33 protein-coding genes are annotated in these 20131 nt (G+C 38.2%); 31 read left to right on the top strand and 2 right to left on the bottom strand.

The genetic code is table 11. The features are described 5' to 3' along the window. Nucleotides 1–38 precede the first annotated feature (38 nt). From ACFE6N_RS16800 to ACFE6N_RS16650, 31 genes are all read left to right on the top strand, one after another. Nucleotides 39–1301: a hypothetical protein gene (locus ACFE6N_RS16800; protein WP_378938295.1), complete on the top strand. Its 1263-nt coding sequence runs from the start codon at nucleotides 39–41 to the stop codon at nucleotides 1299–1301. Nucleotides 1302–1580: 279 nt separating this feature from the next. Continuing rightward, nucleotides 1581–2198: a 50S ribosomal protein L3 gene (gene rplC, locus ACFE6N_RS16795; RefSeq protein ID WP_090984227.1), complete on the top strand. Its 618-nt coding sequence runs from the start codon at nucleotides 1581–1583 to the stop codon at nucleotides 2196–2198. A gap of 4 nt (nucleotides 2199–2202) precedes the next feature. Further along, on the top strand, nucleotides 2203–2832 hold the full coding sequence (rplD, locus tag ACFE6N_RS16790; protein WP_090501096.1) for a 50S ribosomal protein L4: 630 nt from the start codon (nucleotides 2203–2205) through the stop codon (nucleotides 2830–2832). Between the two features lies 1 nt (nucleotide 2833). Then, nucleotides 2834–3124 carry a 50S ribosomal protein L23 gene (rplW, locus tag ACFE6N_RS16785; RefSeq protein ID WP_090501098.1) on the top strand — a complete coding sequence of 97 codons (291 nt, stop codon included), beginning with the start codon at nucleotides 2834–2836 and terminating at the stop codon, nucleotides 3122–3124. Between the two features lie 20 nt (nucleotides 3125–3144). Next, nucleotides 3145–3969 (top strand): 50S ribosomal protein L2, encoded by an 825-nt coding sequence (gene rplB / locus ACFE6N_RS16780; protein WP_090984048.1) that lies wholly within the window; start codon nucleotides 3145–3147, stop codon nucleotides 3967–3969. Continuing rightward, nucleotides 3969–4235: a 30S ribosomal protein S19 gene (gene rpsS / locus ACFE6N_RS16775; protein ID WP_010599906.1), complete on the top strand. Its 267-nt coding sequence runs from the start codon at nucleotides 3969–3971 to the stop codon at nucleotides 4233–4235. The genes rplB and rpsS overlap by 1 nt, the downstream gene beginning before the upstream one ends. A 7-nt stretch (nucleotides 4236–4242) precedes the next feature. Further along, complete coding sequence (gene rplV / locus ACFE6N_RS16770) at nucleotides 4243–4605, top strand: 50S ribosomal protein L22 (RefSeq protein ID WP_090984046.1); 363 nt, start codon at nucleotides 4243–4245, stop codon at nucleotides 4603–4605. 7 nt (nucleotides 4606–4612) lie between these two features. Further along, nucleotides 4613–5458: a 30S ribosomal protein S3 gene (rpsC, locus tag ACFE6N_RS16765; RefSeq protein ID WP_090501104.1), complete on the top strand. Its 846-nt coding sequence runs from the start codon at nucleotides 4613–4615 to the stop codon at nucleotides 5456–5458. Between the two features lie 40 nt (nucleotides 5459–5498). Next, entirely contained in the window at nucleotides 5499–5921 is a 423-nt protein-coding gene (gene rplP / locus ACFE6N_RS16760) for a 50S ribosomal protein L16 (protein ID WP_010599903.1), read from the top strand. Nucleotides 5922–5994: 73 nt separating this feature from the next. After that, the gene (gene rpmC, locus ACFE6N_RS16755) at nucleotides 5995–6207 is read left to right on the top strand and encodes a 50S ribosomal protein L29 (protein WP_090984044.1); all 213 of its coding nucleotides are present in this window, start codon (nucleotides 5995–5997) and stop codon (nucleotides 6205–6207) included. A 13-nt stretch (nucleotides 6208–6220) separates the two neighbouring features. After that, nucleotides 6221–6475: a 30S ribosomal protein S17 gene (rpsQ, locus tag ACFE6N_RS16750; RefSeq protein WP_010599901.1), complete on the top strand. Its 255-nt coding sequence runs from the start codon at nucleotides 6221–6223 to the stop codon at nucleotides 6473–6475. Between the two features lies 1 nt (nucleotide 6476). After that, nucleotides 6477–6845, top strand: coding sequence for a 50S ribosomal protein L14 (gene rplN / locus ACFE6N_RS16745; RefSeq protein ID WP_090886529.1), 369 nt, complete (start codon nucleotides 6477–6479; stop codon nucleotides 6843–6845). A gap of 1 nt (nucleotide 6846) precedes the next feature. Then, nucleotides 6847–7185 (top strand): 50S ribosomal protein L24, encoded by a 339-nt coding sequence (gene rplX, locus ACFE6N_RS16740; protein ID WP_090984042.1) that lies wholly within the window; start codon nucleotides 6847–6849, stop codon nucleotides 7183–7185. Beyond that, entirely contained in the window at nucleotides 7182–7748 is a 567-nt protein-coding gene (gene rplE, locus ACFE6N_RS16735) for a 50S ribosomal protein L5 (RefSeq protein ID WP_090984040.1), read from the top strand. The genes rplX and rplE overlap by 4 nt, the downstream gene beginning before the upstream one ends. Beyond that, nucleotides 7748–8017 carry a 30S ribosomal protein S14 gene (gene rpsN / locus ACFE6N_RS16730; protein ID WP_039475193.1) on the top strand — a complete coding sequence of 90 codons (270 nt, stop codon included), beginning with the start codon at nucleotides 7748–7750 and terminating at the stop codon, nucleotides 8015–8017. Before rplE ends, rpsN begins: the two co-directional genes overlap by 1 nt. Nucleotides 8018–8170: 153 nt before the next feature. Next, on the top strand, nucleotides 8171–8572 hold the full coding sequence (gene rpsH, locus ACFE6N_RS16725) for a 30S ribosomal protein S8 (RefSeq protein ID WP_244154613.1): 402 nt from the start codon (nucleotides 8171–8173) through the stop codon (nucleotides 8570–8572). Between the two features lie 19 nt (nucleotides 8573–8591). Continuing rightward, the gene (gene rplF / locus ACFE6N_RS16720; RefSeq protein ID WP_145857023.1) at nucleotides 8592–9149 is read left to right on the top strand and encodes a 50S ribosomal protein L6; all 558 of its coding nucleotides are present in this window, start codon (nucleotides 8592–8594) and stop codon (nucleotides 9147–9149) included. A 5-nt stretch (nucleotides 9150–9154) separates the two neighbouring features. Continuing rightward, nucleotides 9155–9508: a 50S ribosomal protein L18 gene (rplR, locus tag ACFE6N_RS16715; protein WP_090501109.1), complete on the top strand. Its 354-nt coding sequence runs from the start codon at nucleotides 9155–9157 to the stop codon at nucleotides 9506–9508. Between the two features lie 17 nt (nucleotides 9509–9525). Beyond that, a complete protein-coding gene (rpsE, locus tag ACFE6N_RS16710) occupies nucleotides 9526–10044 on the top strand; it encodes a 30S ribosomal protein S5 (RefSeq protein WP_010599893.1) in 519 nt (172 codons plus the stop codon). A 4-nt stretch (nucleotides 10045–10048) separates the two neighbouring features. Beyond that, nucleotides 10049–10228, top strand: coding sequence for a 50S ribosomal protein L30 (gene rpmD / locus ACFE6N_RS16705; RefSeq protein ID WP_090984037.1), 180 nt, complete (start codon nucleotides 10049–10051; stop codon nucleotides 10226–10228). Between the two features lie 104 nt (nucleotides 10229–10332). After that, entirely contained in the window at nucleotides 10333–10779 is a 447-nt protein-coding gene (gene rplO, locus ACFE6N_RS16700; RefSeq protein WP_025145210.1) for a 50S ribosomal protein L15, read from the top strand. A 7-nt stretch (nucleotides 10780–10786) separates the two neighbouring features. Next, complete coding sequence (secY, locus tag ACFE6N_RS16695; protein WP_090501111.1) at nucleotides 10787–12127, top strand: preprotein translocase subunit SecY; 1341 nt, start codon at nucleotides 10787–10789, stop codon at nucleotides 12125–12127. Between the two features lie 8 nt (nucleotides 12128–12135). Continuing rightward, nucleotides 12136–12921 carry a type I methionyl aminopeptidase gene (gene map, locus ACFE6N_RS16690; RefSeq protein WP_145857021.1) on the top strand — a complete coding sequence of 262 codons (786 nt, stop codon included), beginning with the start codon at nucleotides 12136–12138 and terminating at the stop codon, nucleotides 12919–12921. A 71-nt stretch (nucleotides 12922–12992) separates the two neighbouring features. Next, entirely contained in the window at nucleotides 12993–13211 is a 219-nt protein-coding gene (gene infA / locus ACFE6N_RS16685) for a translation initiation factor IF-1 (RefSeq protein WP_010599888.1), read from the top strand. 1 nt (nucleotide 13212) lies between these two features. Continuing rightward, the gene (rpmJ, locus tag ACFE6N_RS16680; protein WP_010599887.1) at nucleotides 13213–13329 is read left to right on the top strand and encodes a 50S ribosomal protein L36; all 117 of its coding nucleotides are present in this window, start codon (nucleotides 13213–13215) and stop codon (nucleotides 13327–13329) included. A gap of 70 nt (nucleotides 13330–13399) precedes the next feature. Continuing rightward, complete coding sequence (rpsM, locus tag ACFE6N_RS16675; protein WP_010599886.1) at nucleotides 13400–13777, top strand: 30S ribosomal protein S13; 378 nt, start codon at nucleotides 13400–13402, stop codon at nucleotides 13775–13777. 155 nt (nucleotides 13778–13932) lie between these two features. Continuing rightward, nucleotides 13933–14322, top strand: coding sequence for a 30S ribosomal protein S11 (gene rpsK / locus ACFE6N_RS16670; protein WP_039475175.1), 390 nt, complete (start codon nucleotides 13933–13935; stop codon nucleotides 14320–14322). 61 nt (nucleotides 14323–14383) lie between these two features. Beyond that, the gene (rpsD, locus tag ACFE6N_RS16665) at nucleotides 14384–14992 is read left to right on the top strand and encodes a 30S ribosomal protein S4 (protein WP_090984033.1); all 609 of its coding nucleotides are present in this window, start codon (nucleotides 14384–14386) and stop codon (nucleotides 14990–14992) included. A gap of 85 nt (nucleotides 14993–15077) precedes the next feature. Continuing rightward, entirely contained in the window at nucleotides 15078–16070 is a 993-nt protein-coding gene (locus ACFE6N_RS16660; protein ID WP_090984031.1) for a DNA-directed RNA polymerase subunit alpha, read from the top strand. A 104-nt stretch (nucleotides 16071–16174) separates the two neighbouring features. Continuing rightward, nucleotides 16175–16696 (top strand): 50S ribosomal protein L17, encoded by a 522-nt coding sequence (gene rplQ, locus ACFE6N_RS16655; protein ID WP_090984029.1) that lies wholly within the window; start codon nucleotides 16175–16177, stop codon nucleotides 16694–16696. A 116-nt stretch (nucleotides 16697–16812) separates the two neighbouring features. After that, on the top strand, nucleotides 16813–17631 hold the full coding sequence (locus ACFE6N_RS16650; RefSeq protein WP_378938285.1) for a glycoside hydrolase domain-containing protein: 819 nt from the start codon (nucleotides 16813–16815) through the stop codon (nucleotides 17629–17631). 27 nt (nucleotides 17632–17658) lie between these two features. Here ACFE6N_RS16650 and ACFE6N_RS16645 read toward each other — a convergent pair whose 3' ends face one another. Continuing rightward, nucleotides 17659–18291: a gluconate 2-dehydrogenase subunit 3 family protein gene (locus ACFE6N_RS16645; RefSeq protein ID WP_378938283.1), complete on the bottom strand. Its 633-nt coding sequence runs from the start codon at nucleotides 18289–18291 to the stop codon at nucleotides 17659–17661. Nucleotides 18292–18301: 10 nt separating this feature from the next. Next, the gene (locus tag ACFE6N_RS16640) at nucleotides 18302–20038 is read right to left on the bottom strand and encodes a GMC family oxidoreductase (protein ID WP_378938281.1); all 1737 of its coding nucleotides are present in this window, start codon (nucleotides 20036–20038) and stop codon (nucleotides 18302–18304) included. Between the last annotated feature and the right edge of the window lie 93 nt (nucleotides 20039–20131).

The raw sequence follows: 20131 nt of genomic DNA, 5'->3' as shown, positions 1-20131 counted from the left end.
TAAAATTGTTTTTCAAAGACTTATAAAGACCACATCCAATGGCTAAATCAGGTAAAACTGTTCAATTATTCCAAAAACCAGAAAATTTTATTAAAACCCGGGCTAGGGGATTGCAACTAGGTAGTTGCTTCATTAGTCGCGATTGGATTGGGGCGGGTATGGCTAATATATTGGTGAGTCGGAAGCATACTAATGGGAATGTTACCCTCGGTTTTTACCTTGTGGATTTGAAATGCTTGGGGATTAAGGATGCCTTTTTTAAGTTTAGTGTGTCTGAAGATGAAATGTTCGACCTGGTAGATTATATTAACGGGGAAGAAATTGAATACGATCATGCGCATAACATCATTTACGGTGCAGAAGCTTTTGCTAATGATTGTGGCTTTAAACCGCATAAAGATTGGTCGGTTGCCCAATATATCTTGGAAGAAGATGATGATCACATCCCGTTAATTGATATCGAATTTGGAGAAGCGGGTGTGCCTGCATATTACATTGGACCAAATGATAATCCTGCTAAAATAAAGCAGATCTTGGCTACTCTGGATAAAAATGTTGGAGCGGGTAATTACCTGTTTTATGAAAATGATGAGTTTGAAGAGGGAGAATTAAATGGATTTGGCAATGAGGAAATATCTGATTTTAAGCAAATATATTTTGATTTAATAAATGACTATTACAACGATGTAAGGTTTAATAACGCAACTAATTTAGACAATGACCTGATTGTGGAAGTTCTTAATAATATGGTTGACACCACTTTTTACAGCGCTAATGAGGATTTGGATAATGAAATAATAGAATGTATAGATTTAAATCAACATATATTTGAAGAACAAAGTAATGAGAGTTTAAGCCAGATACAAAAGCTTTTGGTTAAGAACCCAGATAATCCTTATTTTTATATTGAATTGTTTCTGCATTATAAGCTGGCTAATCTCAACTATAAGGCCAATGAAATAGCTCAAAAAGGATTAACCCTTTTCCCCGATTTTTTATACCTCAGAATTTTTGTTGCGCATGCAGCTATCATCGATCAGGAGCTAGAAAAAGGATTTGAGCTATTAAATAGCCAGTATTATCTAAATCAGGCTTTCCCACAACGCACCTCTTTTTCGGAGGGAGAGTTTATGTTTTTTTACGCTGCATTATGTCAGTACTTTTTAGGAAAAGATAATCTTGAAGATGCAATTGTTTGTAGTGCAATATTAGTAAATAACATATATAAGTACGAATGTAATGAAAATGCGGTACTTGGTGTAATGGAGGCTGTTAAAAATAGAATAGAAGGGCGTAATTAAAGACGACTCTTTTCAATTATTAAATGCTGTTTTTTAGTGTATTAAGAAATTAATAGGTTAAATATCAAGTAAGTAGATAGGTATTTTAAGTCTTTATATGACTTTACTAAGCCTTTTAAGGCTAAATCCCATCATATCAGCAATTTATTTGAAAAAATATTTAGCTAACTATTTGAAAATTAATAATTCTTGCCTATCTTTGCCGTCCCTTTCGGGGGATGTACAACCACCTTGAACGAAGCCCTACTGCTTCGATGGGTGTTAAAAAGAAAAGATAAAATGTCAGGAATTATTGGAAAAAAAGTAGGAATGACCAGTATTTTCGATGCAGAAGGAAGAAATATTCCTTGTACTGTAATCGAAGCTGGGCCTTGTGTAGTTACACAAGTAAAGACCGAAGAAAAAGACGGGTATTCAGCTGTTCAGCTAGGATACGATGAGAAAAAAGAGAAAAACACATCTCAACCGTTAAAAGGCCATTTCGCGAAAGCAAACACAACTCCAAAACGCAAGCTGGTAGAATTCAACTCATTTACAACTGAACTTAATTTAGGTGATGTTGTAACTGTAGATGCATTTGCAGAAGGCGATTTTGTTGATGTTGTAGGTACCTCAAAAGGTAAAGGTTTTCAGGGTGTTGTAAAACGCCACGGATTTGCCGGTGTTGGTATGCAGACTCACGGTCAGCATAACCGTTTACGTGCCCCGGGTTCATTGGGAGCATCGTCATTTCCTTCACGTGTATTCAAAGGAATGCGCATGGCAGGAAGAACAGGTGGAGACAGAGTAAAAATTCAGAACTTACAGGTTTTGAAAGTTTATGCTGAGCAAAACTTATTAGTAGTTAGTGGTTCCATTCCAGGAGCTAAAGGTTCTTACGTAATCTTAGACAAATAATCAGATGGAAGTTAAAGTATTAAACATTTCAGGTAAAGAAACAGGTGCCAAGGTGCAACTTCCTGAATCGGTATTTGGTATCGAGCCTAACGACCACGCGATTTATTTAGATGTTAAGCAGTATTTGGCTAACCAACGTCAGGGTACTCACAAATCTAAACAACGTAACGAGATTGCTGGTTCAACCCGTAAACTATACAAACAAAAAGGTACAGGTGGTGCCCGTGCCGGTAGCATTAAATCTCCGTTATTTAACGGTGGTGGTCGTGTTTTCGGTCCTCAGCCGCGTGATTACAGTTTTAAATTGAACAAGAAATTAAAATCATTAGCACGTAAATCGGCTTTAGCTTATAAAGCAAAAGACAACAACGTGGTAGTTTTAGAAGATTTCAACTTCGATACGATTAAAACTAAAAACTACACAAGTTTATTAGCTGCTTTAAAAGTGGATGATCAAAAAACTTTGTTGGTTTTACCTGCACAAAATAATAATATCTATTTATCAAGCAGAAACGTTCAGAAAACAAAAGTAATCTCTGCAGCAGATTTAAACACTTATGATGTGTTGAACGCTGGTGTACTTGTGTTAACTGCTGATTCTGTTAAAACTTTGGAGGAGGCGTTTGCCAAGTAATATGGAAATTTTAAAAAAACCAATATTAACCGAAAAAGCTTCAGCTTTATCTGAGAAATCTAACCGTTTCACGTTCAGTGTTAACCACAAGGCTAACAAAATCCAAATCAAAGCTGCTATTGAGAAATTGTACGGTGTAACCATCGTTGCAGTTAACACAATGGTTGTTGATGGAAAAGCTAAATCTCGTTACACTAAAGCAGGTTTTGTATCAGGCCGTAGCCCGAAATACAAAAAAGCAATCGTAACGTTAAAAGACGGCGAAACAATAGATTATTACGCAACCCTTTAATTTAATCATTCATTATAACTATGGGCTTAAGAAAATTTAAACCAGTTACTCCAGGTACCCGCTTCAGAGTTGGTGCTAGTTTTACGGAGATTACAGCAACCAAGCCCGAAAAATCATTGGTTGTATCATCAAAAAAGTCTGGTGGACGTAACAATACAGGTAAAATGACTATGCGCTACATGGGTGGTGGTCATAAAAAATCGTATCGTTTAATCGACTTCAAACGCGATAAATTCGATATTCCTGCAACAGTAGCTACTGTTGAATACGATCCAAACCGTACTGCCCGCATCGCATTATTACATTATGCAGATGGCGAGAAGCGTTATATCATTGCTCCTGAAGGATTGCAAGTTGGTTCGGTATTATTATCGGGCGATAAAGCAGCACCAGAAGTAGGTAACACTTTAAAATTATCGAACATTCCATTAGGTTCTATCATCCACAACGTGGAGATCCACCCTGGAAAAGGAGCACAATTGGCTCGTAGTGCAGGTGCTTATGCACAATTAGCTGCCCGCGATGGTAAATATGCTACTTTAAAAATGCCTTCAGGCGAAACCCGTTTAATTTTGACTACTTGTCTGGCTACTATCGGTGCAGTATCTAACTCAGATCACGCAAACGAAGTATTGGGTAAAGCAGGTCGTAAACGTTGGTTGGGCCGTCGTCCGAGAACCAGACCGGTAGCGATGAACCCGGTAGATCACCCAATGGGTGGTGGTGAAGGTAGATCATCAGGTGGTCACCCACGTTCAAGAAAAGGTGTTTTAGCTAAAGGCTACAAAACCAGAGAACTTAAAAAATATTCTAATCGTTACATCATAGAGAGAAGGAAGAAATAATGGCTCGTTCGATAAAAAAAGGACCTTATATTGACCATAACGTAGAGAAAAAAGTAAACTCTATGAATGATTCAGGCAAAAAGTCTGTAATCAAAACTTGGTCTCGCAGATCAATGATATCACCAGACTTCGTGAATCATACATTTGCTGTACACAATGGAAATAAATTTATACCTGTGTACGTTACAGAAAACATGGTTGGTCACAAGTTGGGAGAATTTGCTCCAACCAGAACATTCAGAGGACACGCTGAAAAGAAAAAATAATTAGACAATGGAAGCAGTAGCAAAATTAAACAATTGTCCAACCTCACCGCGTAAGATGCGTTTGGTTGTAGATCTTATCAGAGGTGAACGTGTAGAAAAAGCATTAAGCATTTTAAAGTTTACCAATAAAGAAGCAGCAATAAAAGTTGAGAAATTATTATTATCTGCTATCAAAAACTGGGAAACTAAAAATGAAGGTGCCCGCCCTGAAGAAAACCAACTTTTTGTTAAAACAGTAATGGTTGATGGTGGCCGTCAGTTAAAACGCTTACGTCCAGCTCCTCAAGGCCGTGGATATAGAATTCGTAAACGTTCTAACCACGTAACGCTGATTGTAGATAGTAAAAATACAGAAACAACTCAAAACTAATTAGGAAATGGGACAAAAAGCAAATCCAATAGGTGCCAGATTAGGAATTATCAAAGGATGGGATTCTAACTGGTTCGGTGGCAACAACTACTCCGATAAATTAGTTGAAGATGAGAAAATAAGAAAATATCTTTCTGCCCGTATCGCTAAAGGCGGTGTTGCAAAAGTAGTAATCGAGCGTACGTTAAAACGTATCACGGTAACTATCCACACAGCTCGTCCAGGTATCGTAATCGGTAAAGCAGGTGCTGAGGTTGATAAAATCAAAGAAGAGTTAAAGAAATTGACTAAAAAGGAAATTCAAATTAACATCTTTGAAATTAAACGCCCTGAACTTGATGCACAATTAGTTGCAGAAGGTGTTGCAAAACAATTAGAAGCAAGGATCTCATTCCGTAGAGCAATGAAATCTTCTATCGCATCAACCATGCGTATGGGTGCTGAAGGTATCAAAATTATGACTTCTGGTCGTTTAGGTGGTGCTGAGATGGCACGTACTGAGCAGTACAAAGAAGGAAGAGTGCCTTTGCATACATTCCGTGCTGATATCGACTACGCTTTAGCTGAAGCCTTAACTACTTATGGTAAAATAGGTGTTAAAGTTTGGATCTGTAAAGGTGAGGTTTATGGAAAACGTGATTTGTCTCCAAACATTGGTGCAACAAACAACGGTCCAAAAGGCGCATCAGATAAGCCAGCTTTCGGTGGAAGAGATAACCGTGGTGGTGGAAGAGATAACCGTGGCGGTGGTAACGACAGACGTGGTGGAAACCAAGGCGGTGGTCGTGGTCCAGGCCAGGGTGGTGCAAACAGAGGTGGTGGCGCAGGCGCTAACAGAGGTCCTCGTAAATAATTGATTTATTAACATCGTTTAACGATTAGAACAAAATAAAATGTTACAGCCAAAAAGAACGAAGTTCAGGAAGATGCAAAAAGGCAGAATGAAGGGTTTAGCTTCACGTGGAGCTGAATTAGCATTCGGATCTTTCGGTATCAAATCTTTAGAAGCTACTTGGATCACAAGTCGCCAGATAGAGGCTGCCCGTATCGCCGTAACCCGTTTCATGAAACGTGAAGGCCAAGTATGGATCAGAATTTTCCCGGACAAACCGGTAACTAAAAAACCTGCTGAGGTACGTATGGGTAAAGGTAAAGGTGCTCCTGAGTATTGGGTAGCAGTTGTAAGACCTGGACGTGTAATTTTCGAAGCTGAAGGTGTGCCTTTGGAAGTTGCTAAAGAAGCATTGCGTTTAGCCGCTCAGAAATTACCGATCCAAACCAAATTCGTAGTACGTAGAGATTACGTAGAAGCATAGTAAAGTGTTGAGATGAATGTTGTAAATACTTGTTTATTATAACCGCTACACTCAACGTAAAAGAAAAAGAAAAATGAAAAATTCAGAAATCACAGGGCTTTCAAAAGAAGAATTAGTAGCTAAGATTGCGGAAGAAAAAGAGAACTTATCAAAATTAAAGTTCGCTCACACTATTTCAGCTATCGAAAATCCTTCGCGTATTGCAAAAGTAAGGAAAGACATAGCCCGTTTAAACACTCAGTTGACTAAAGTGAAAAACACGGAGTCAGCTACTGAAACTAAATAATTTGAGAGTCGACATGGAAAGACAATTAAGAAAAACAAGAACCGGGTTAGTGGTAAGCAACAAGATGGATAAATCTGTTGTAGTGAGCGTGGAGCGTAAAGTAAAACACCCGATTTACGGTAAGTTCGTAAAGAAAACTACCAAATTTATGGCTCACGATGAGAAAAATGAGTGCGGTATCGGTGATACTGTATTAATTATGGAAACTCGTCCTTTGAGTAAAAACAAGAACTGGAGATTGGTACAAATTTTAGAAAGAGCTAAATAAGATGGTACAACAGGAATCGAGATTAAACGTTGCTGATAACAGCGGCGCAAAAGAAGTATTGGTAATTCGTGTGTTAGGTGGAACCGGCAAACGTTATGCTTCAATTGGTGATAAGGTAGTTGTTACCGTTAAAAGCGCATTACCATCAGGTAATGTTAAAAAAGGTACAGTTTCAAAAGCAGTTGTTGTAAGAACTAAAAAAGAAATCCGTCGTAAAGATGGTTCTTATATCCGTTTTGACGATAATGCTGCTGTATTATTGAACGCACAGGATGAGCCAAGAGGTACACGTATCTTTGGCCCGGTTGCGAGAGAACTACGTGAAAAACAATTCATGAAAATCGTATCATTAGCACCGGAGGTATTATAAAATGGGAAACAAAGTAAATACACCAAAACTTAAAATCCGTACAGGAGATTTAGTTAAAGTAATTGCTGGCGATTCAAAAGGTCAACAAGGAAAAGTACTTTCAGTACAAAAAGATAAAAACAGAGCCATTGTAGAAGGCATCAATTTAGTATCTAAACATACTAAGCCAAATGCTGCAAATCCGAACGGTGGTATTATTAAAAAAGAAGCTGCTCTTCACGTTTCTAACCTGATGTTGGTTGATCCAAAATCTGGTAAAGCTACCCGCGTTGGCCGTAAAGTAAACGCAGATGGTAAAATTGTTAGAGTTGCTAAAATTTCAGGGGAGGAAATTAAATAATGGCTACACCTAGATTAAAAAGCAAATACAAAGAAGAAGTTGTAAATGCATTAAAAGAAAAATTTCAGTATAAAACTGTAATGCAGGTTCCTAAATTGGAAAAAATCTGTATCAATCAGGGTGTTGGTCGTTTTTCTGTTACTGATAAAAAGATTATGGATACTACAATCGTAGAATTGACTACCATTACTGGTCAGCAGGCGGTTGCAGCACAATCTAAAAAAGATATCTCTAACTTTAAATTACGTAAGGGTATGCCGGTAGGTGTGCGTGTAACATTACGTGATAACAACATGTATGAGTTCTTGGATCGTTTGATTTCAGTAGCTTTACCACGTATCCGTGATTTCAAAGGTATTAACGATAAAGGTTTCGATGGAAAAGGTAACTACACATTAGGTGTTACCGAGCAAATCATCTTCCCAGAGATTAATATAGATAAAATCAATAAAATTTTAGGGATGGATATAACTTTCGTAACTTCGGCAAAATCTGATGTTGAAGCACTTGAGTTATTGAAACAATTCGGATTACCATTTAAAAATCAAAAAACAGCAGAATAATGGCAAAAGAAGGTGTAAAAGCACGCGAAGTTAAGCGCCAAAAATTGGTAGCTAGATACGCTGAAAAACGTGCAGCATTAAAAGCTGCGGGAGATTTCGAGGGTTTAGATAAATTACCTAAAAACTCATCTCCGGTACGTTTACACAACCGTTGTAAATTAACTGGTCGTCCTCGTGGATATATGCGTACCTTTGGCATTTCAAGGGTAACATTCCGCGAAATGGCACTAGACGGTAAAATACCAGGTGTTAAAAAAGCATCTTGGTAATATAAGTAGCTAGTACTGAGTATCAAGTATCGAGACCATTTGGTTTCTTGATACTTGATACTTATGTCTATTTACTAGAAAAAGAATTTTAACCGATAGCAGGTCCCGTCCCGATGTGAAATCAGGAAAGGAAACCACTATCAAAAACAATAAATAATGAATACAGATCCAATAGCAGATTATTTAACAAGAGTAAGGAATGCCATTAAGGCCAACCACAGAGTTGTAGAAATTCCTGCATCAAACCTTAAAAAGGAAATCACTAAAGTACTTTTTGATAAAGGTTACATCGCGAACTATAAGTTTGAAGATACTACAGTTCAAGGCACTATTAAAATTGCTTTGAAATACAATCCGATTACTAAAGTTCCTGCTATTCGTACATTAGTGCGAGTAAGTAAACCAGGTTTGAGACAGTATGCAGGCGTTGAAAATATGCCAAGAGTATTAAACGGTTTAGGTATCGCAATCTTATCTACTTCTAAAGGTGTAATGACCGATAAAGAAGCAGCCAAATTAAACATTGGTGGTGAGGTATTGTGTCACGTTTATTAATATTTAGGAGAACTACACAATGTCAAGAATAGGAAAAGCCCCAATTACAATCCCTTCAGGTGTAACCATTACCGTATCTAACGATAACGTGGTAACTGTAAAAGGCCCTAAAGGTGAATTATCACAAACAGTTGATAAAGATATCACTGTAAGTCAGGAAGATGGAATTTTAACAGTTCAACGTCCATCAGATCAAAAGAAACACAAAGCATTACACGGTTTATACCGCTCTTTGCTTAACAACATGGTTGTTGGTGTTACAGAAGGTTATACATTAACTCAAGAGTTGGTAGGTGTTGGTTACCGTGCTACAAACCAAGGCAACACATTAGACCTTGTTTTGGGTTATTCTCACCACTATGTATTCCAGTTGCCAGCAGAGATTAAAGTAACTACACAATCAGAAAAAGGTCAGACTCCTAAAATTATTTTAGAGAGTATTGACAAACAATTGATTGGCCAGGTAGCAGCGAAAATCCGTTCGTTACGTGCACCGGAACCATATAAAGGTAAAGGTATCAAGTTTGTAGGTGAAGTGTTAAGAAGAAAAGCAGGTAAATCAGCATCTAAAAAATAGTAATCATGGCAGGTAAAAAATTATCAAGAAGAGATCGTATTAAAAAAGGGATCAGAAAAAGACTTACCGGTTCGGAAGAACGTCCAAGGTTATCTGTATATAGAAGCAATAAAGGGATTTATGCGCAGGTAATTAACGATGTAACCGGTACAACAATAGCGTCAGCATCATCATTATCGAAAGATTTTACTGGTACTGGAAACAAAAGCGATCAGTCAGTTGCAGTAGGCAAATTAGTAGCCGAAAAAGCAATTGCTGCAGGTGTTAAAGAAGTTGTTTTCGATAGAAATGGCTATTTATACCACGGTCGCGTAAAATCGTTGGCAGAGGGTGCCCGCGAAGCTGGTTTAGTATTTTAATCTGAAGAAAAAGTAAGATGTCAACTATTAATATAAAAAGAGTAAAAACCACCGATATCGAATTAAAGGATCGTTTGGTTAGTATACAACGTGTTGCCAAAGTAACCAAAGGTGGCCGTACTTTCAGCTTCTCAGCAATTGTTGTTGTAGGCGATGAGAACGGTGTTGTTGGTTTCGGTTTAGGTAAAGCGAAAGAGGTAACTGAAGCAATTGCCAAAGGTGTGGATGATGCCAAAAAGAATCTGGTAAAAGTTCCGATTTTAAACGGTACTGTTCCTCATGAGCAAATCGGTAAATTCTCAGGTGGTTTTGTTTTAATCAAACCCGCTGCAGTAGGTACAGGAGTAATTGCCGGTGGTGCGATGCGTGCTGTATTAGAGAGTGCCGGTGTACATAACGTATTGGCAAAATCTAAAGGTTCATCTAACCCACACAACGTGGTAAAAGCAACTGTTGATGCATTAACTAAAATGCGTGATGCTTATACAGTAGCTCAAACCCGTGGTATTGATTTAAACAAAGTATTTAACGGATAATATCATGGCTAAGATCAAAATAACACAAGTAAAAAGCGTTATCGACAGAAGCGAGCGCCAAAAGAGAACCGTTCAGGCTTTGGGTTTATCTAAATTGAACCAAAGTGTAGAGGTTGAAGCTACTCCACAGATTATCGGTATGGTTCGTAAAGTGAACCATTTGGTAGCAATCGAAGCAATCTAGTAAAAGTTTTAAAGGTAGTATTGGAAAAATCCGGTACTACCTTTATATATGTTTAATCGTTGTACCTGTTTAGTGAAAGCGAAGGGCAACACAAATTCAAAAAAATGAATTTAAGTAATTTAAAACCTGCAGTAGGTTCTACAAAAAACAGTAAGAGAATTGGTCGTGGTACAGGTTCTGGTCGTGGCGGTACTTCAACTCGTGGTCACAAGGGTGCGGGTTCTCGTTCAGGTCACAAAACCAAAATCGGTTTCGAAGGTGGTCAAATGCCTTTACAACGTCGTGTACCTAAAGTTGGTTTCAAACCAATCAACCGTACGGAGTATGTTGGTGTAAACTTAGACGTTTTACAAGCATTAGCTGAAAAACATAGCTTAACAACTATCGATTTTGCTGCTTTACAAGCACATGGTTTAGCTTCAAAAAACGACTTGGTTAAAATTTTAGGTCGTGGTGAAGTTAAAGCAAAGCTAGAAATTACAGCACATGCGTTCTCTGCAACCGCACAAAAAGCTATTGAAGCTGCAGGTGGTTCTATTGTAAAATTGTAATTATTAAATGAAGAAGCTATTTACTACTTTAAGTAATATCTGGAAAATTCAGGAATTAAAAGAGCGTATATTGTTTACGCTCTTAATTCTTTTGGTATACCGTTTCGTATCTCACGTGGTTTTACCAGGTGTAGATCCAACTGCTTTAGGCAACAACGAGAAATCGGGAATTTTAGGCTTACTGGATATGTTTGCCGGCGGTTCTTTCTCTCGTGTGTCTATTTTGGCGTTGGGGGTAATGCCTTACATTTCTGCATCGATTGTGGTGCAGCTATTGGGTATTGCTGTTCCTTCTTTCCAAAAAATGCAGAAAGAGGGCGAAAGTGGTAGAAAGAAAATGAACCAGATTACCCGTTACCTAACGGTAGCGATCACAATCGTTCAGTCTGTTGGTTACGTTAAAACGCAAGTTCCTGCAGAAGCTATTTTATTACCAAATACTTTATTTTTAGTGTTATCTACGTTTGTATTAACGGCAGGTACGTTATTCGTAATGTGGTTGGGTGAAAAAATTACAGATAAAGGTATTGGTAACGGTACATCACTAATCATTATGGTTGGTATTATAGCCCGTTTACCGGTAGCAATTTCTCAAGAGTTTAGTGCACGTGTGGGTTCGGCCAGTGAAGGTGGAGGCCCAGTTGCATTGGTTTTGGAGATCGTTGCCTTATTTGCAGTGGTGATGTTTACCATTTTAATTGTTCAAGGTGTACGTAAAGTACCTGTACAATACGCTAAAAAAATTGTTGGTAACCGCCAGTTTGGTGGTGTTCGTCAGTATATTCCTTTAAAGGTTAATGCTGCTGGTGTTATGCCAATCATTTTTGCCCAGGCGTTAATGTTTATTCCAGGTGCTTTAATGCAGTTTGTTCCTTCGTTACAAGGTTCCTGGTTAATCCAGTTCAGCAATACCACTTCGTTGGCTTATAGCTTAACATTCGCATTTTTAATTATCGCATTTACTTTCTTCTATACTGCCATTACGGTTAATCCAACCCAAATGAGCGATGATATGAAGAAAAATGGTGGTTTTATTCCAGGTATTAAACCTGGCTTTGCAACATCAACTTTTATTGATGATGTGATATCAAAAATCACTTTCCCAGGTGCGGTATTTTTAGCGATTATTGCTATCCTGCCTTCAATTGCGGTTAAGTTTGGTATTAAACAAGAATTTGCACACTTCTTTGGTGGTACTTCTTTATTGATTTTAGTAGGTGTTGTATTGGATACATTGCAACAGATCGAAAGTTATTTATTGATGCGCCATTATGATGGTCTGATGAAAACAGGTAGAGTTACCGGCAGAACAGGTGTTCCTGCTGCAAGTAGCAACGCAGCACTGTAGTGTAAAGGATGTCTAAAATTTATTACAAGTCTCTTGAGGAGATCGAGTTAATAAGAGAAAGTTCCATGCTTGTTTCTAAAACGCTGGCCGAGGTGGCCAAGGTAATAAAAGCAGGCATGACTACTATCCAGTTAGATAAGTTAGCCTATGAGTTTATTAGTGACCACGGAGCGATTCCTGCATTTTTAAACTATAATGGTTTTCCTTACTCATTGTGTATTTCGCCAAATGAACAGGTTGTTCATGGTTTCCCGGGCGAATATGTAATTCAAGAAGGTGATCTTATTTCGGTTGATTGTGGAGTGATTAAAAACAATTATTTTGGTGATTCGGCCTATACTTTTCCGATAGGGGAGATAGACGCCGAAAAACAGAAGTTGCTTACGGTTACTCAACGCTGCCTTGAACTGGGTATAGAAAAAGCTGTTGTTGGAATGCGTACCGGTGATATCGGTTTTGCTGTTCAGCAATACGCAGAAGCCAATGGATTTGGTGTAGTAAGAGAACTTGTAGGGCATGGTGTTGGTGTAAAACTTCATGAGAAACCAGAGGTTCCGAATTATGGGAAACGTGGTGCAGGACCAAAACTAGAAGAAGGGATGGTTATTGCAATAGAACCCATGATCAATGCAGGCGTAGCCGGTGTTAAATTCCATAACGATGGATGGACGGTAACGAGTAAAGACAATAAACCATCGGCACATTTTGAACACACAGTAGCTATCAAAAAGGGCAAAGCAGATGTTTTATCAACGTTTTCTATTATAGAAGAAGTTTTACAACAAAAAAAATAAATTATTAAAATTTTTTATTTAATTTTGCAACCCTGTTTAGAAGCAGCTAATTAAGTAACAATCAATAAAATATGGCTAAACAAGCCTCAATTGAACAAGACGGAGTAATAAGAGAAGCATTATCTAATGCGATGTTCCGGGTAGAACTCGAGAACGGGCATGAGATTATTGCGCACATTTCAGGAAAGATGCGGATGCACTACATCAAAATTCTTCCTGGGGATAAAGTTAAATTGGAAATGTCTCCTTATGATTTAACAAAAGGACGCATTACTTATAGATACAAATAAAATGAAAGTTAGATCATCAATTAAAAAACGTAGCGCTGATTGCAAGATTATTCGCCGTAAAGGAAAACTTTACGTTATCAACAAGAAGAATCCTAAATACAAGCAACGTCAAGGGTAATTAGAAAATAGTGTAATTTACCGTACAACGGTGGCCCGCCGTTCGGAATTACAGCAAAACAATAATAAATATGGCAAGGATTTCAGGTATTGATTTACCAAGAAACAAAAGAGGAGAGATCGGTTTAACCTATATCTATGGTATCGGTAGAACAACTGCTCAACGTATTTTAACTACGGCAGGTATCGATTTAAACAAAAAAGTACAAGACTGGTCTGATGATGAGTTATCAGCAATCCGTACAATGATCAACGATGAGATTAAAGTAGAAGGTGCTTTACGCTCAGAAGTTCAGTTAAACATCAAACGTTTAATGGATATTGGTTGTTACCGTGGTTTACGTCACAGAAAAGGTTTACCTTCTCGTGGTCAGCGTACTAAAAACAACTCACGTACTCGTAAGGGTAAGAGAAAAACAGTTGCTAACAAGAAAAAAGCTACTAAATAATAATTGATAGATTTGAGATAATAGATGTGAGATAAGAGAAAAACTTCATCTGCACTCAAATTTGGAATATCAGGATTAAAAAATAAGGTGGCGAGTGCCGGGCTTGTGTTAATATCTCACATCTCAATTCTCACATCTCATATCTAAAAGATAAAATGGCTAAAAGTAAAAAAGTAACAAAAAAACGTATCGTTGTAATCGAGCCTGTTGGTCAGGCGCATATCAATGCTACTTTTAACAACATCATCGTTACCTTAACAAACAACAACGGACAGACTATTTCATGGTCTTCTGCAGGTAAAATGGGCTTCAAAGGTTCTAAAAAGAACACGCCTTATGCAGCTGGTCAAGCAGCTTCAGATTGCGGTAAGGTTGCGTTTGATTTAGGTTTACGTAAAGTTGAAGTATTTGTAAAAGGTCCGGGTTCAGGTCGCGAATCTGCAATCAGAACTTTACAGGTAGCAGGTCTTGAAGTAACATCTATCAAAGATATTACTCCACTTCCTCACAACGGATGTCGTCCTCCTAAAAAGAGAAGAGTTTAATTAATTTTAAAGCTAAGAATCTCCAGCTACAGGTTGGATGATACTTTAAAAACAGAAAAAAATGGCAAGATATACAGGCCCAAAATCAAAAATCGCACGTAAATTCAGAGAACCAATTTTCGGTCCTGATAAAGTGTTAGACAGAAAAAATTATCCTCCCGGCCAACATGGCGTTTCAAAAAGAAGAGGAAAACAATCTGAATATGCTATCCAGTTAATGGAGAAACAAAAAGTAAAATACACTTACGGTGTATTAGAAAAACAATTCAGTAACTTGTTTAAAAAAGCATCTTCACGTGCAGGTATCACTGGTGATAACTTACTTCAATTGTTAGAAGCACGTTTAGATAATACAGTTTACCGTTTAGGTATTTCAACAACCCGTTCTGGTGCACGCCAGTTAGTTAGCCATAAACACGTAACCGTGAATGGTGAAGTTGTAAATATTCCTTCATATCAGTTAAAAGCTGGTGATGTGGTTGCTGTTCGTGAAAAATCTAAATCTTTAGAATCAATTAGTAACTCAGTTGCAGGCAGAACAATTAACAAGTTCGCATGGTTAGAGTGGAACGCCAGTGAATTAACTGGTAAATTCTTAACCTACCCTCAACGTGATGAAATTCCTGAAAACATCAAGGAAAACTTAATCATCGAGTTGTACTCAAAGTAATCAATGAGCTAGTTAATTACCTCAAAAGGGTAATTAACTTTTTTCATGTTACTATATATTCAATAACGAATTTAAAAAAATATAAATGGCAATTTTAGCATTTCAGAAACCAGACAAAGTGATCATGCAGAAATCAACCGATTTCGATGGCACATTTGAATTTCGTCCTTTAGAGCCCGGTTTCGGTGTAACAATTGGTAATGCCTTAAGAAGAATTTTACTTTCTTCATTAGAAGGTTATGCTATTACTACTATTCGTTTTTCAGGCGTTTCTCACGAGTTTTCTACCATAAAAGGTGTTGTAGAAGATTTAACTGATATCATCTTAAACTTAAAACAAGTTCGTTTTAAGAAAACAGGTGATTCAGGTGATTCTGAAAAAGTTTTCATCATCGTTAATGGTCAAGATCAGTTTAAAGCTGGTGATATCACTAAATTCTCTAACAACTTTACAGTTTTAAACCCTGAGCATGTTATTTGCAATATGGATAAATCTGTTACTTTGGAGGTGGAATTAACCATCAATAAAGGACGTGGTTATGTACCTGCTGAAGAAAATAAAGTTGCTGATGCTGTTGTAGGTGTAATCGCAATCGATTCGATTTATACTCCGATGAAAAATGTAAAATACACGATTGAAAACTTTCGTGTTGAGCAAAAAACGGATTATGAAAAATTGGTTTTAGATATCTCTACTGACGGTTCAATTCATCCGGAAGAAGCATTAAAGGAAGCGGCTAAGATCCTTATCCAACACTTTATGTTATTCTCAGATGAGAATTTGGTATTAGAATCTCAGGCAAAAGAAGAAACCAAAGAAGTTGACGAGGAAATTTTACACATGCGTAAAATCCTTAAAACTGAATTGGTAGATATGGATCTTTCAGTTAGGGCATTAAACTGCTTAAAAGCTGCTGATATCCGTACTTTGGCTGATTTAGTTTCTTATGACGTTGCTGATATGTTGAAATTCAGAAACTTCGGTAAGAAATCTTTAACTGAGATCCAGGAATTAGTAAAATCAAAAGGTTTATCATTTGGTATGAACCTGTCTAAATTTAAATTAGACGAAGAGTAATACGCATGGCGCCATGCGCTTAGCGCAAAGCGTTGAATTAACTATTAGTTCACAGTGTATAATTCCCTCTGAGACAGAGACGGTATACACTTAATCAAAAAACAATGAGACACGGTAAAAAAGTAAACCACTTAGGTAGAACCGACAGCCACAGAAAAGCGATGTTAGCTAACATGGCTACATCACTAATTAAAGCAAAAAGAATTACTACAACTTTAGCTAAAGCTAAAGCTTTACGTACTTATGTTGAGCCATTAATCACGAAAGCGAAAAATGACACTACTCACTCACGTCGTACAGTTTTCTCTTATCTACAAGATAAAGAAGTAATCACTATTTTGTTCCGCGAAGTGGCTGAGAAAGTAGCTAACCGTCCAGGTGGTTATACTCGTATCATTAAATTAAACAATCGTCAGGGTGATAACGCCGAGATGGCTTTAATTGAATTGGTAGATTACAATACAGTTTACGGTAAAGATGTAGAGGTTAAAGAAGAGAAGAAAACAACTCGTCGTGGTAGAAGTAAAGCTGCTGCGCCTAAAGCTGCTGAAGCAAAAGCTGAAACTGCTGAAGAAGTTGCTCCTGCTGAAGAAGCTCCCGCTACTGAAGAACCAAAAGGAGAATAATTTTATTCAACTTAAGGATATTAAAGTCTTGTTCGAAAGAGCAGGACTTTTTTTTTACCTTGAAGCAAAAAAATATAACACTTATGAAAGTCGTTGCCAGCCTACTGCTCATCTTCATGATTAATCAATTTTCTGTTTATGCCCAGCAACCAGACAGTTATTATTCACTGAAAGTTATCGGTCAAACCTTATTGCTCAGAGAGCGCAAAATTGAGGTCAATGCGGATGGCCTTTTAAAACAGGTCGGCGTTGGTGGTTTTTCTGATAGTACCGCTAAACTCCATCAAATACTTTATGAGCCTGTTCATTTTCATTATTATATTGATGCGAAAAAACAGCTTAAATTTTCTCCAACTGCATTCAGGTTCTTAACCGTCGGAAAAGACTCTGTTACCTGGTGGGCGCAAAGTACAGCTGAGGGCTTGAAGCAGGATGTTTTTGGCAAGGCCTATGCTAATGGTGTTATTCGGTTTAAAGTGCATGTTTCGGGCGCACAGCTCAAATTTAATAATATCAATTTTCATATTCCTTTCAATATTGCCAATTCGAAATATCTTGGTGGATTAGGTCAAAAGAGCAATATACGTCGAGATACGGTAAAATGGAATTTACGTAATTATTCGAAGATAAAACCAGCCTTTTGGGTAGGCAATGAGTGGCGCGGACTTTATTTAAGATTGGATGACGAGCCTAATAGCAACAATAATAATTTTGTAAATGGTTGGTCAAATGAGAAAAGCGAGGGTTTTCAGATTAATGTTAAAGGGAGTTCTATGCTTTCGGATTTTACTACCGGCAGTATCGCGTTAGCTTCAGGACAAGAACTAACTTTCAGTTATACTATCGTAATTTCTGAACGCGGTAATCTGAAACTACCGGTTAATTCAAAGAAGAAATTTAAGCAGTTATTATATTTAGATTTGCATACAAAATAAAAAGGAGCGAATGATCGCTCCTTTAATTCAAATCTTTACATTCTCCATCCCATACTGTTTGAGTACATCGGCAGGAACACCAGCCCATTGGTTTGGTGCATTGCCTACATAACCAATGTCTTTTACGCCCATTTCTGTCGTGTAAAAACCGGAGGCCGTTAAATTTCTCATTCTGTTGAAAAAGGCTACGCCTGCCTGCATTTCTGGCCTGGCTTTTTTAGGGTAGGCAATTTCATCAACAATAGAGATCTGCTGATCTGCAGAGGCTTCAATAAAAGGTTTTTGAAATTTATTAAAGCTGTACACATCCAGCCATTTCAGGCCGCCACGCATAGGTATTTTATGTTCAGGAATATCTTTTACTATAAATTCGATAAACTCTGGTACTTTTGCATCAGAAGCGCTGCCCGAAACTTCATCTTTGGGAATAATGATATCGGCCAGAACGGTGATTGTAGCCATTTCATGTTTAGTGAAAAAAGTCTCTGATTTCAGATTTTTATCACGGTCTAACTCCCATTGTTCCCTGCCTGCTTCTTTCGTACTTTCCCCAGGTGCAGCAACGTCTGTTTTTGCTTCAGGCTGTTTACAAGCCTCAAGCAGTACAGTTGTACTAATGGCGGTTAAACCTAGTGCTTTTAGTGAATCACGTCTGTTCATATGGTAAGGCTTAAATGTTCTGTTTTTTCTTTTGAGCTAAAATATATTCTGCAGTGCGCATAGATAGTGCTAATATGGTCCAGGTTGCATTTTTGTCACCTTGCTGTACAAACGGTCCCGCATCTACCACAAACAAATTTTTACAATCATGTGCCTGGCAATATTTGTTCAGTGCCGACTTTTTAGGATCATCACCCATGCGTATGGTACCTACCTCGTGGATGATTTTTCCAGGATTGAGTAAACCATAATTGGTATCTGCACCATGGATCTCGGAGGTGACCACTGCACCCATTTCCTTCATAATCGAAAGAAAGGTTTCCTGCATGTGTTTTGCCTGTAGAATTTCATCTTTATCCCATTTGTAGTTAAACCTTAAAACCGGAATTCCATATTTATCTACCGTATTGGGATCTATTTCGCAGTAGTTGCTTTCTCTGGCAATTGCGGTACCACGACCAGCCATTCCAACACCAGTGCCATAAAACCTGCGATAATCATCTTTTAATGATTTTCCGTAACCTCCGGCTTCTTTCATTTTACCATCTCTGCCAGGTACCATGCCATTCATTTGAGCCACACCGCCACCAAAACCATAGGCAGGCATGCCCATTCCTCCCCAATATTCAATGTGATAACCACGTGGGAAGTTAAGTTTACGATTATCCAACCACCATGGCGAATAAATATGTACACTTCCTACACCATCTTCATTATAACGTTTCCGATCCATTAACTGCGGCAGAAAGCCCGAAACACTCGCCCCTGTAGAATCGTGCAGGTATTTACCCACTACACCACTGCTGTTGGCCAGGCCATTCGGGTGTGAAGTTGATTTTGAATTCAATAATATACGGGCTGACTCGCAGGCGCTGGCACCTAAAATAACCAGTTTGCCATTTACCTGATATTCCTGTAAATCCTTGCGGTTTACATAAGAAACACCTTTTGCGGTACCATCCTTATCCGTAATCACTTCACGTACCATTGCATCGGTAATCACGGTCAGGTTTCCGGTTTTCACCGCTGGGTTTACCAAGCATGATGAGGATGAAAAATCGCCGTAAACTTTACAGCTTCTGCCACATTGCCCACAGTAAAAACAAGGTGCGCGATCATTGTTGTTGGGTAAAGCTTCTGTTAATACAGACCCGCGACCGGTAATTACCCTGACACCGGCTTTTTCTGCTCCTTTTTTGATAAAAAGTTCGTTTAACCTTGGTTTAGGCGGTTTCATAAAAATGCCGTCAGGTTCATTTTCTAAGCCTTCTGCTGTTCCATAAATACCGATCATTCGGTCAACTTTATCATAAAAGGGTTTTACATCAGCATAGGTTATCGGCCATGCATCAGTTAAACCATCTTTAGGCTTAAAATCGTCGGGACCCATCCGTAAAGAAATCCTGCCCCAGTGGTTGGTACGGCCACCGAGCATGCGCGAACGGAACCATTCGAATTCACTTTTGTTCTTTTGGGTATAAGGCTCGCCTTCTAATTCCCAACCACCATATGATGCGTCAAAATCACCAAATGGACGAACGGTTCCTGCACCACGACGTGGTGATTCCCATGGCCATTTTAATTGATGTGAATCTAATCGCGGATCAAAATTTTGACCAGCCTCGAGCATTAAAACCTTTTGACCGGCATGCGCCAGCACATAGGCCGCCATCCCGCCACCTGCACCTGATCCAACAATAATGGCATCGTACACGGTTGGCGATTTTTTTATCTGAAAGTCACTCATGTATTGTGATTTGCTATTTAAATACCCTAATCTAAAGTTTAATTTTTTGAAAAAAAAGTGTTCCGCTACTTTGGAATCAATATAGATAATGAT

Source organism: Pedobacter sp. BG31 (assembly GCF_042464845.1).
In the GTDB taxonomy this organism is placed as follows: Bacteria; Bacteroidota; Bacteroidia; order Sphingobacteriales; family Sphingobacteriaceae; genus Pedobacter; species Pedobacter suwonensis.
Note: the sequence above shows the minus strand (reverse complement) of the source record. Positions and strands in the feature narration are given on the sequence as shown.

Bases quoted from the DNA above. Each gene is read 5' to 3' on its own strand.
- secY (WP_090501111.1), top strand. From the start codon at position 10,787: ATGAAGAAGCTATTTACTACTTTAAGTAATATCTGGAAAATTCAGGAA.
- rplP (WP_010599903.1), top strand. From the start codon at position 5,499: ATGTTACAGCCAAAAAGAACGAAGTTCAGGAAGATGCAAAAAGGCAGA.
- ACFE6N_RS16640 (WP_378938281.1), bottom strand. From the start codon at position 20,038: ATGAGTGACTTTCAGATAAAAAAATCGCCAACCGTGTACGATGCCATT.
- rplN (WP_090886529.1), top strand. From the start codon at position 6,477: ATGGTACAACAGGAATCGAGATTAAACGTTGCTGATAACAGCGGCGCA.
- ACFE6N_RS16645 (WP_378938283.1), bottom strand. From the start codon at position 18,291: ATGAACAGACGTGATTCACTAAAAGCACTAGGTTTAACCGCCATTAGT.
- rplX (WP_090984042.1), top strand. From the start codon at position 6,847: ATGGGAAACAAAGTAAATACACCAAAACTTAAAATCCGTACAGGAGAT.
- rpsK (WP_039475175.1), top strand. From the start codon at position 13,933: ATGGCTAAAAGTAAAAAAGTAACAAAAAAACGTATCGTTGTAATCGAG.
- map (WP_145857021.1), top strand. From the start codon at position 12,136: ATGTCTAAAATTTATTACAAGTCTCTTGAGGAGATCGAGTTAATAAGA.
- ACFE6N_RS16660 (WP_090984031.1), top strand. From the start codon at position 15,078: ATGGCAATTTTAGCATTTCAGAAACCAGACAAAGTGATCATGCAGAAA.
- rpmJ (WP_010599887.1), top strand. From the start codon at position 13,213: ATGAAAGTTAGATCATCAATTAAAAAACGTAGCGCTGATTGCAAGATT.
- rpmC (WP_090984044.1), top strand. From the start codon at position 5,995: ATGAAAAATTCAGAAATCACAGGGCTTTCAAAAGAAGAATTAGTAGCT.
- rplD (WP_090501096.1), top strand. From the start codon at position 2,203: ATGGAAGTTAAAGTATTAAACATTTCAGGTAAAGAAACAGGTGCCAAG.
- rplF (WP_145857023.1), top strand. From the start codon at position 8,592: ATGTCAAGAATAGGAAAAGCCCCAATTACAATCCCTTCAGGTGTAACC.
- rpsM (WP_010599886.1), top strand. From the start codon at position 13,400: ATGGCAAGGATTTCAGGTATTGATTTACCAAGAAACAAAAGAGGAGAG.
- rplB (WP_090984048.1), top strand. From the start codon at position 3,145: ATGGGCTTAAGAAAATTTAAACCAGTTACTCCAGGTACCCGCTTCAGA.
- rplQ (WP_090984029.1), top strand. From the start codon at position 16,175: ATGAGACACGGTAAAAAAGTAAACCACTTAGGTAGAACCGACAGCCAC.
- infA (WP_010599888.1), top strand. From the start codon at position 12,993: ATGGCTAAACAAGCCTCAATTGAACAAGACGGAGTAATAAGAGAAGCA.
- rplR (WP_090501109.1), top strand. From the start codon at position 9,155: ATGGCAGGTAAAAAATTATCAAGAAGAGATCGTATTAAAAAAGGGATC.
- rpsQ (WP_010599901.1), top strand. From the start codon at position 6,221: ATGGAAAGACAATTAAGAAAAACAAGAACCGGGTTAGTGGTAAGCAAC.
- rpsS (WP_010599906.1), top strand. From the start codon at position 3,969: ATGGCTCGTTCGATAAAAAAAGGACCTTATATTGACCATAACGTAGAG.
- ACFE6N_RS16650 (WP_378938285.1), top strand. From the start codon at position 16,813: ATGATTAATCAATTTTCTGTTTATGCCCAGCAACCAGACAGTTATTAT.
- rpmD (WP_090984037.1), top strand. From the start codon at position 10,049: ATGGCTAAGATCAAAATAACACAAGTAAAAAGCGTTATCGACAGAAGC.
- rplW (WP_090501098.1), top strand. From the start codon at position 2,834: ATGGAAATTTTAAAAAAACCAATATTAACCGAAAAAGCTTCAGCTTTA.
- rplV (WP_090984046.1), top strand. From the start codon at position 4,243: ATGGAAGCAGTAGCAAAATTAAACAATTGTCCAACCTCACCGCGTAAG.
- rpsC (WP_090501104.1), top strand. From the start codon at position 4,613: ATGGGACAAAAAGCAAATCCAATAGGTGCCAGATTAGGAATTATCAAA.
- rpsN (WP_039475193.1), top strand. From the start codon at position 7,748: ATGGCAAAAGAAGGTGTAAAAGCACGCGAAGTTAAGCGCCAAAAATTG.
- ACFE6N_RS16800 (WP_378938295.1), top strand. From the start codon at position 39: ATGGCTAAATCAGGTAAAACTGTTCAATTATTCCAAAAACCAGAAAAT.
- rplO (WP_025145210.1), top strand. From the start codon at position 10,333: ATGAATTTAAGTAATTTAAAACCTGCAGTAGGTTCTACAAAAAACAGT.
- rpsD (WP_090984033.1), top strand. From the start codon at position 14,384: ATGGCAAGATATACAGGCCCAAAATCAAAAATCGCACGTAAATTCAGA.
- rplC (WP_090984227.1), top strand. From the start codon at position 1,581: ATGTCAGGAATTATTGGAAAAAAAGTAGGAATGACCAGTATTTTCGAT.
- rpsE (WP_010599893.1), top strand. From the start codon at position 9,526: ATGTCAACTATTAATATAAAAAGAGTAAAAACCACCGATATCGAATTA.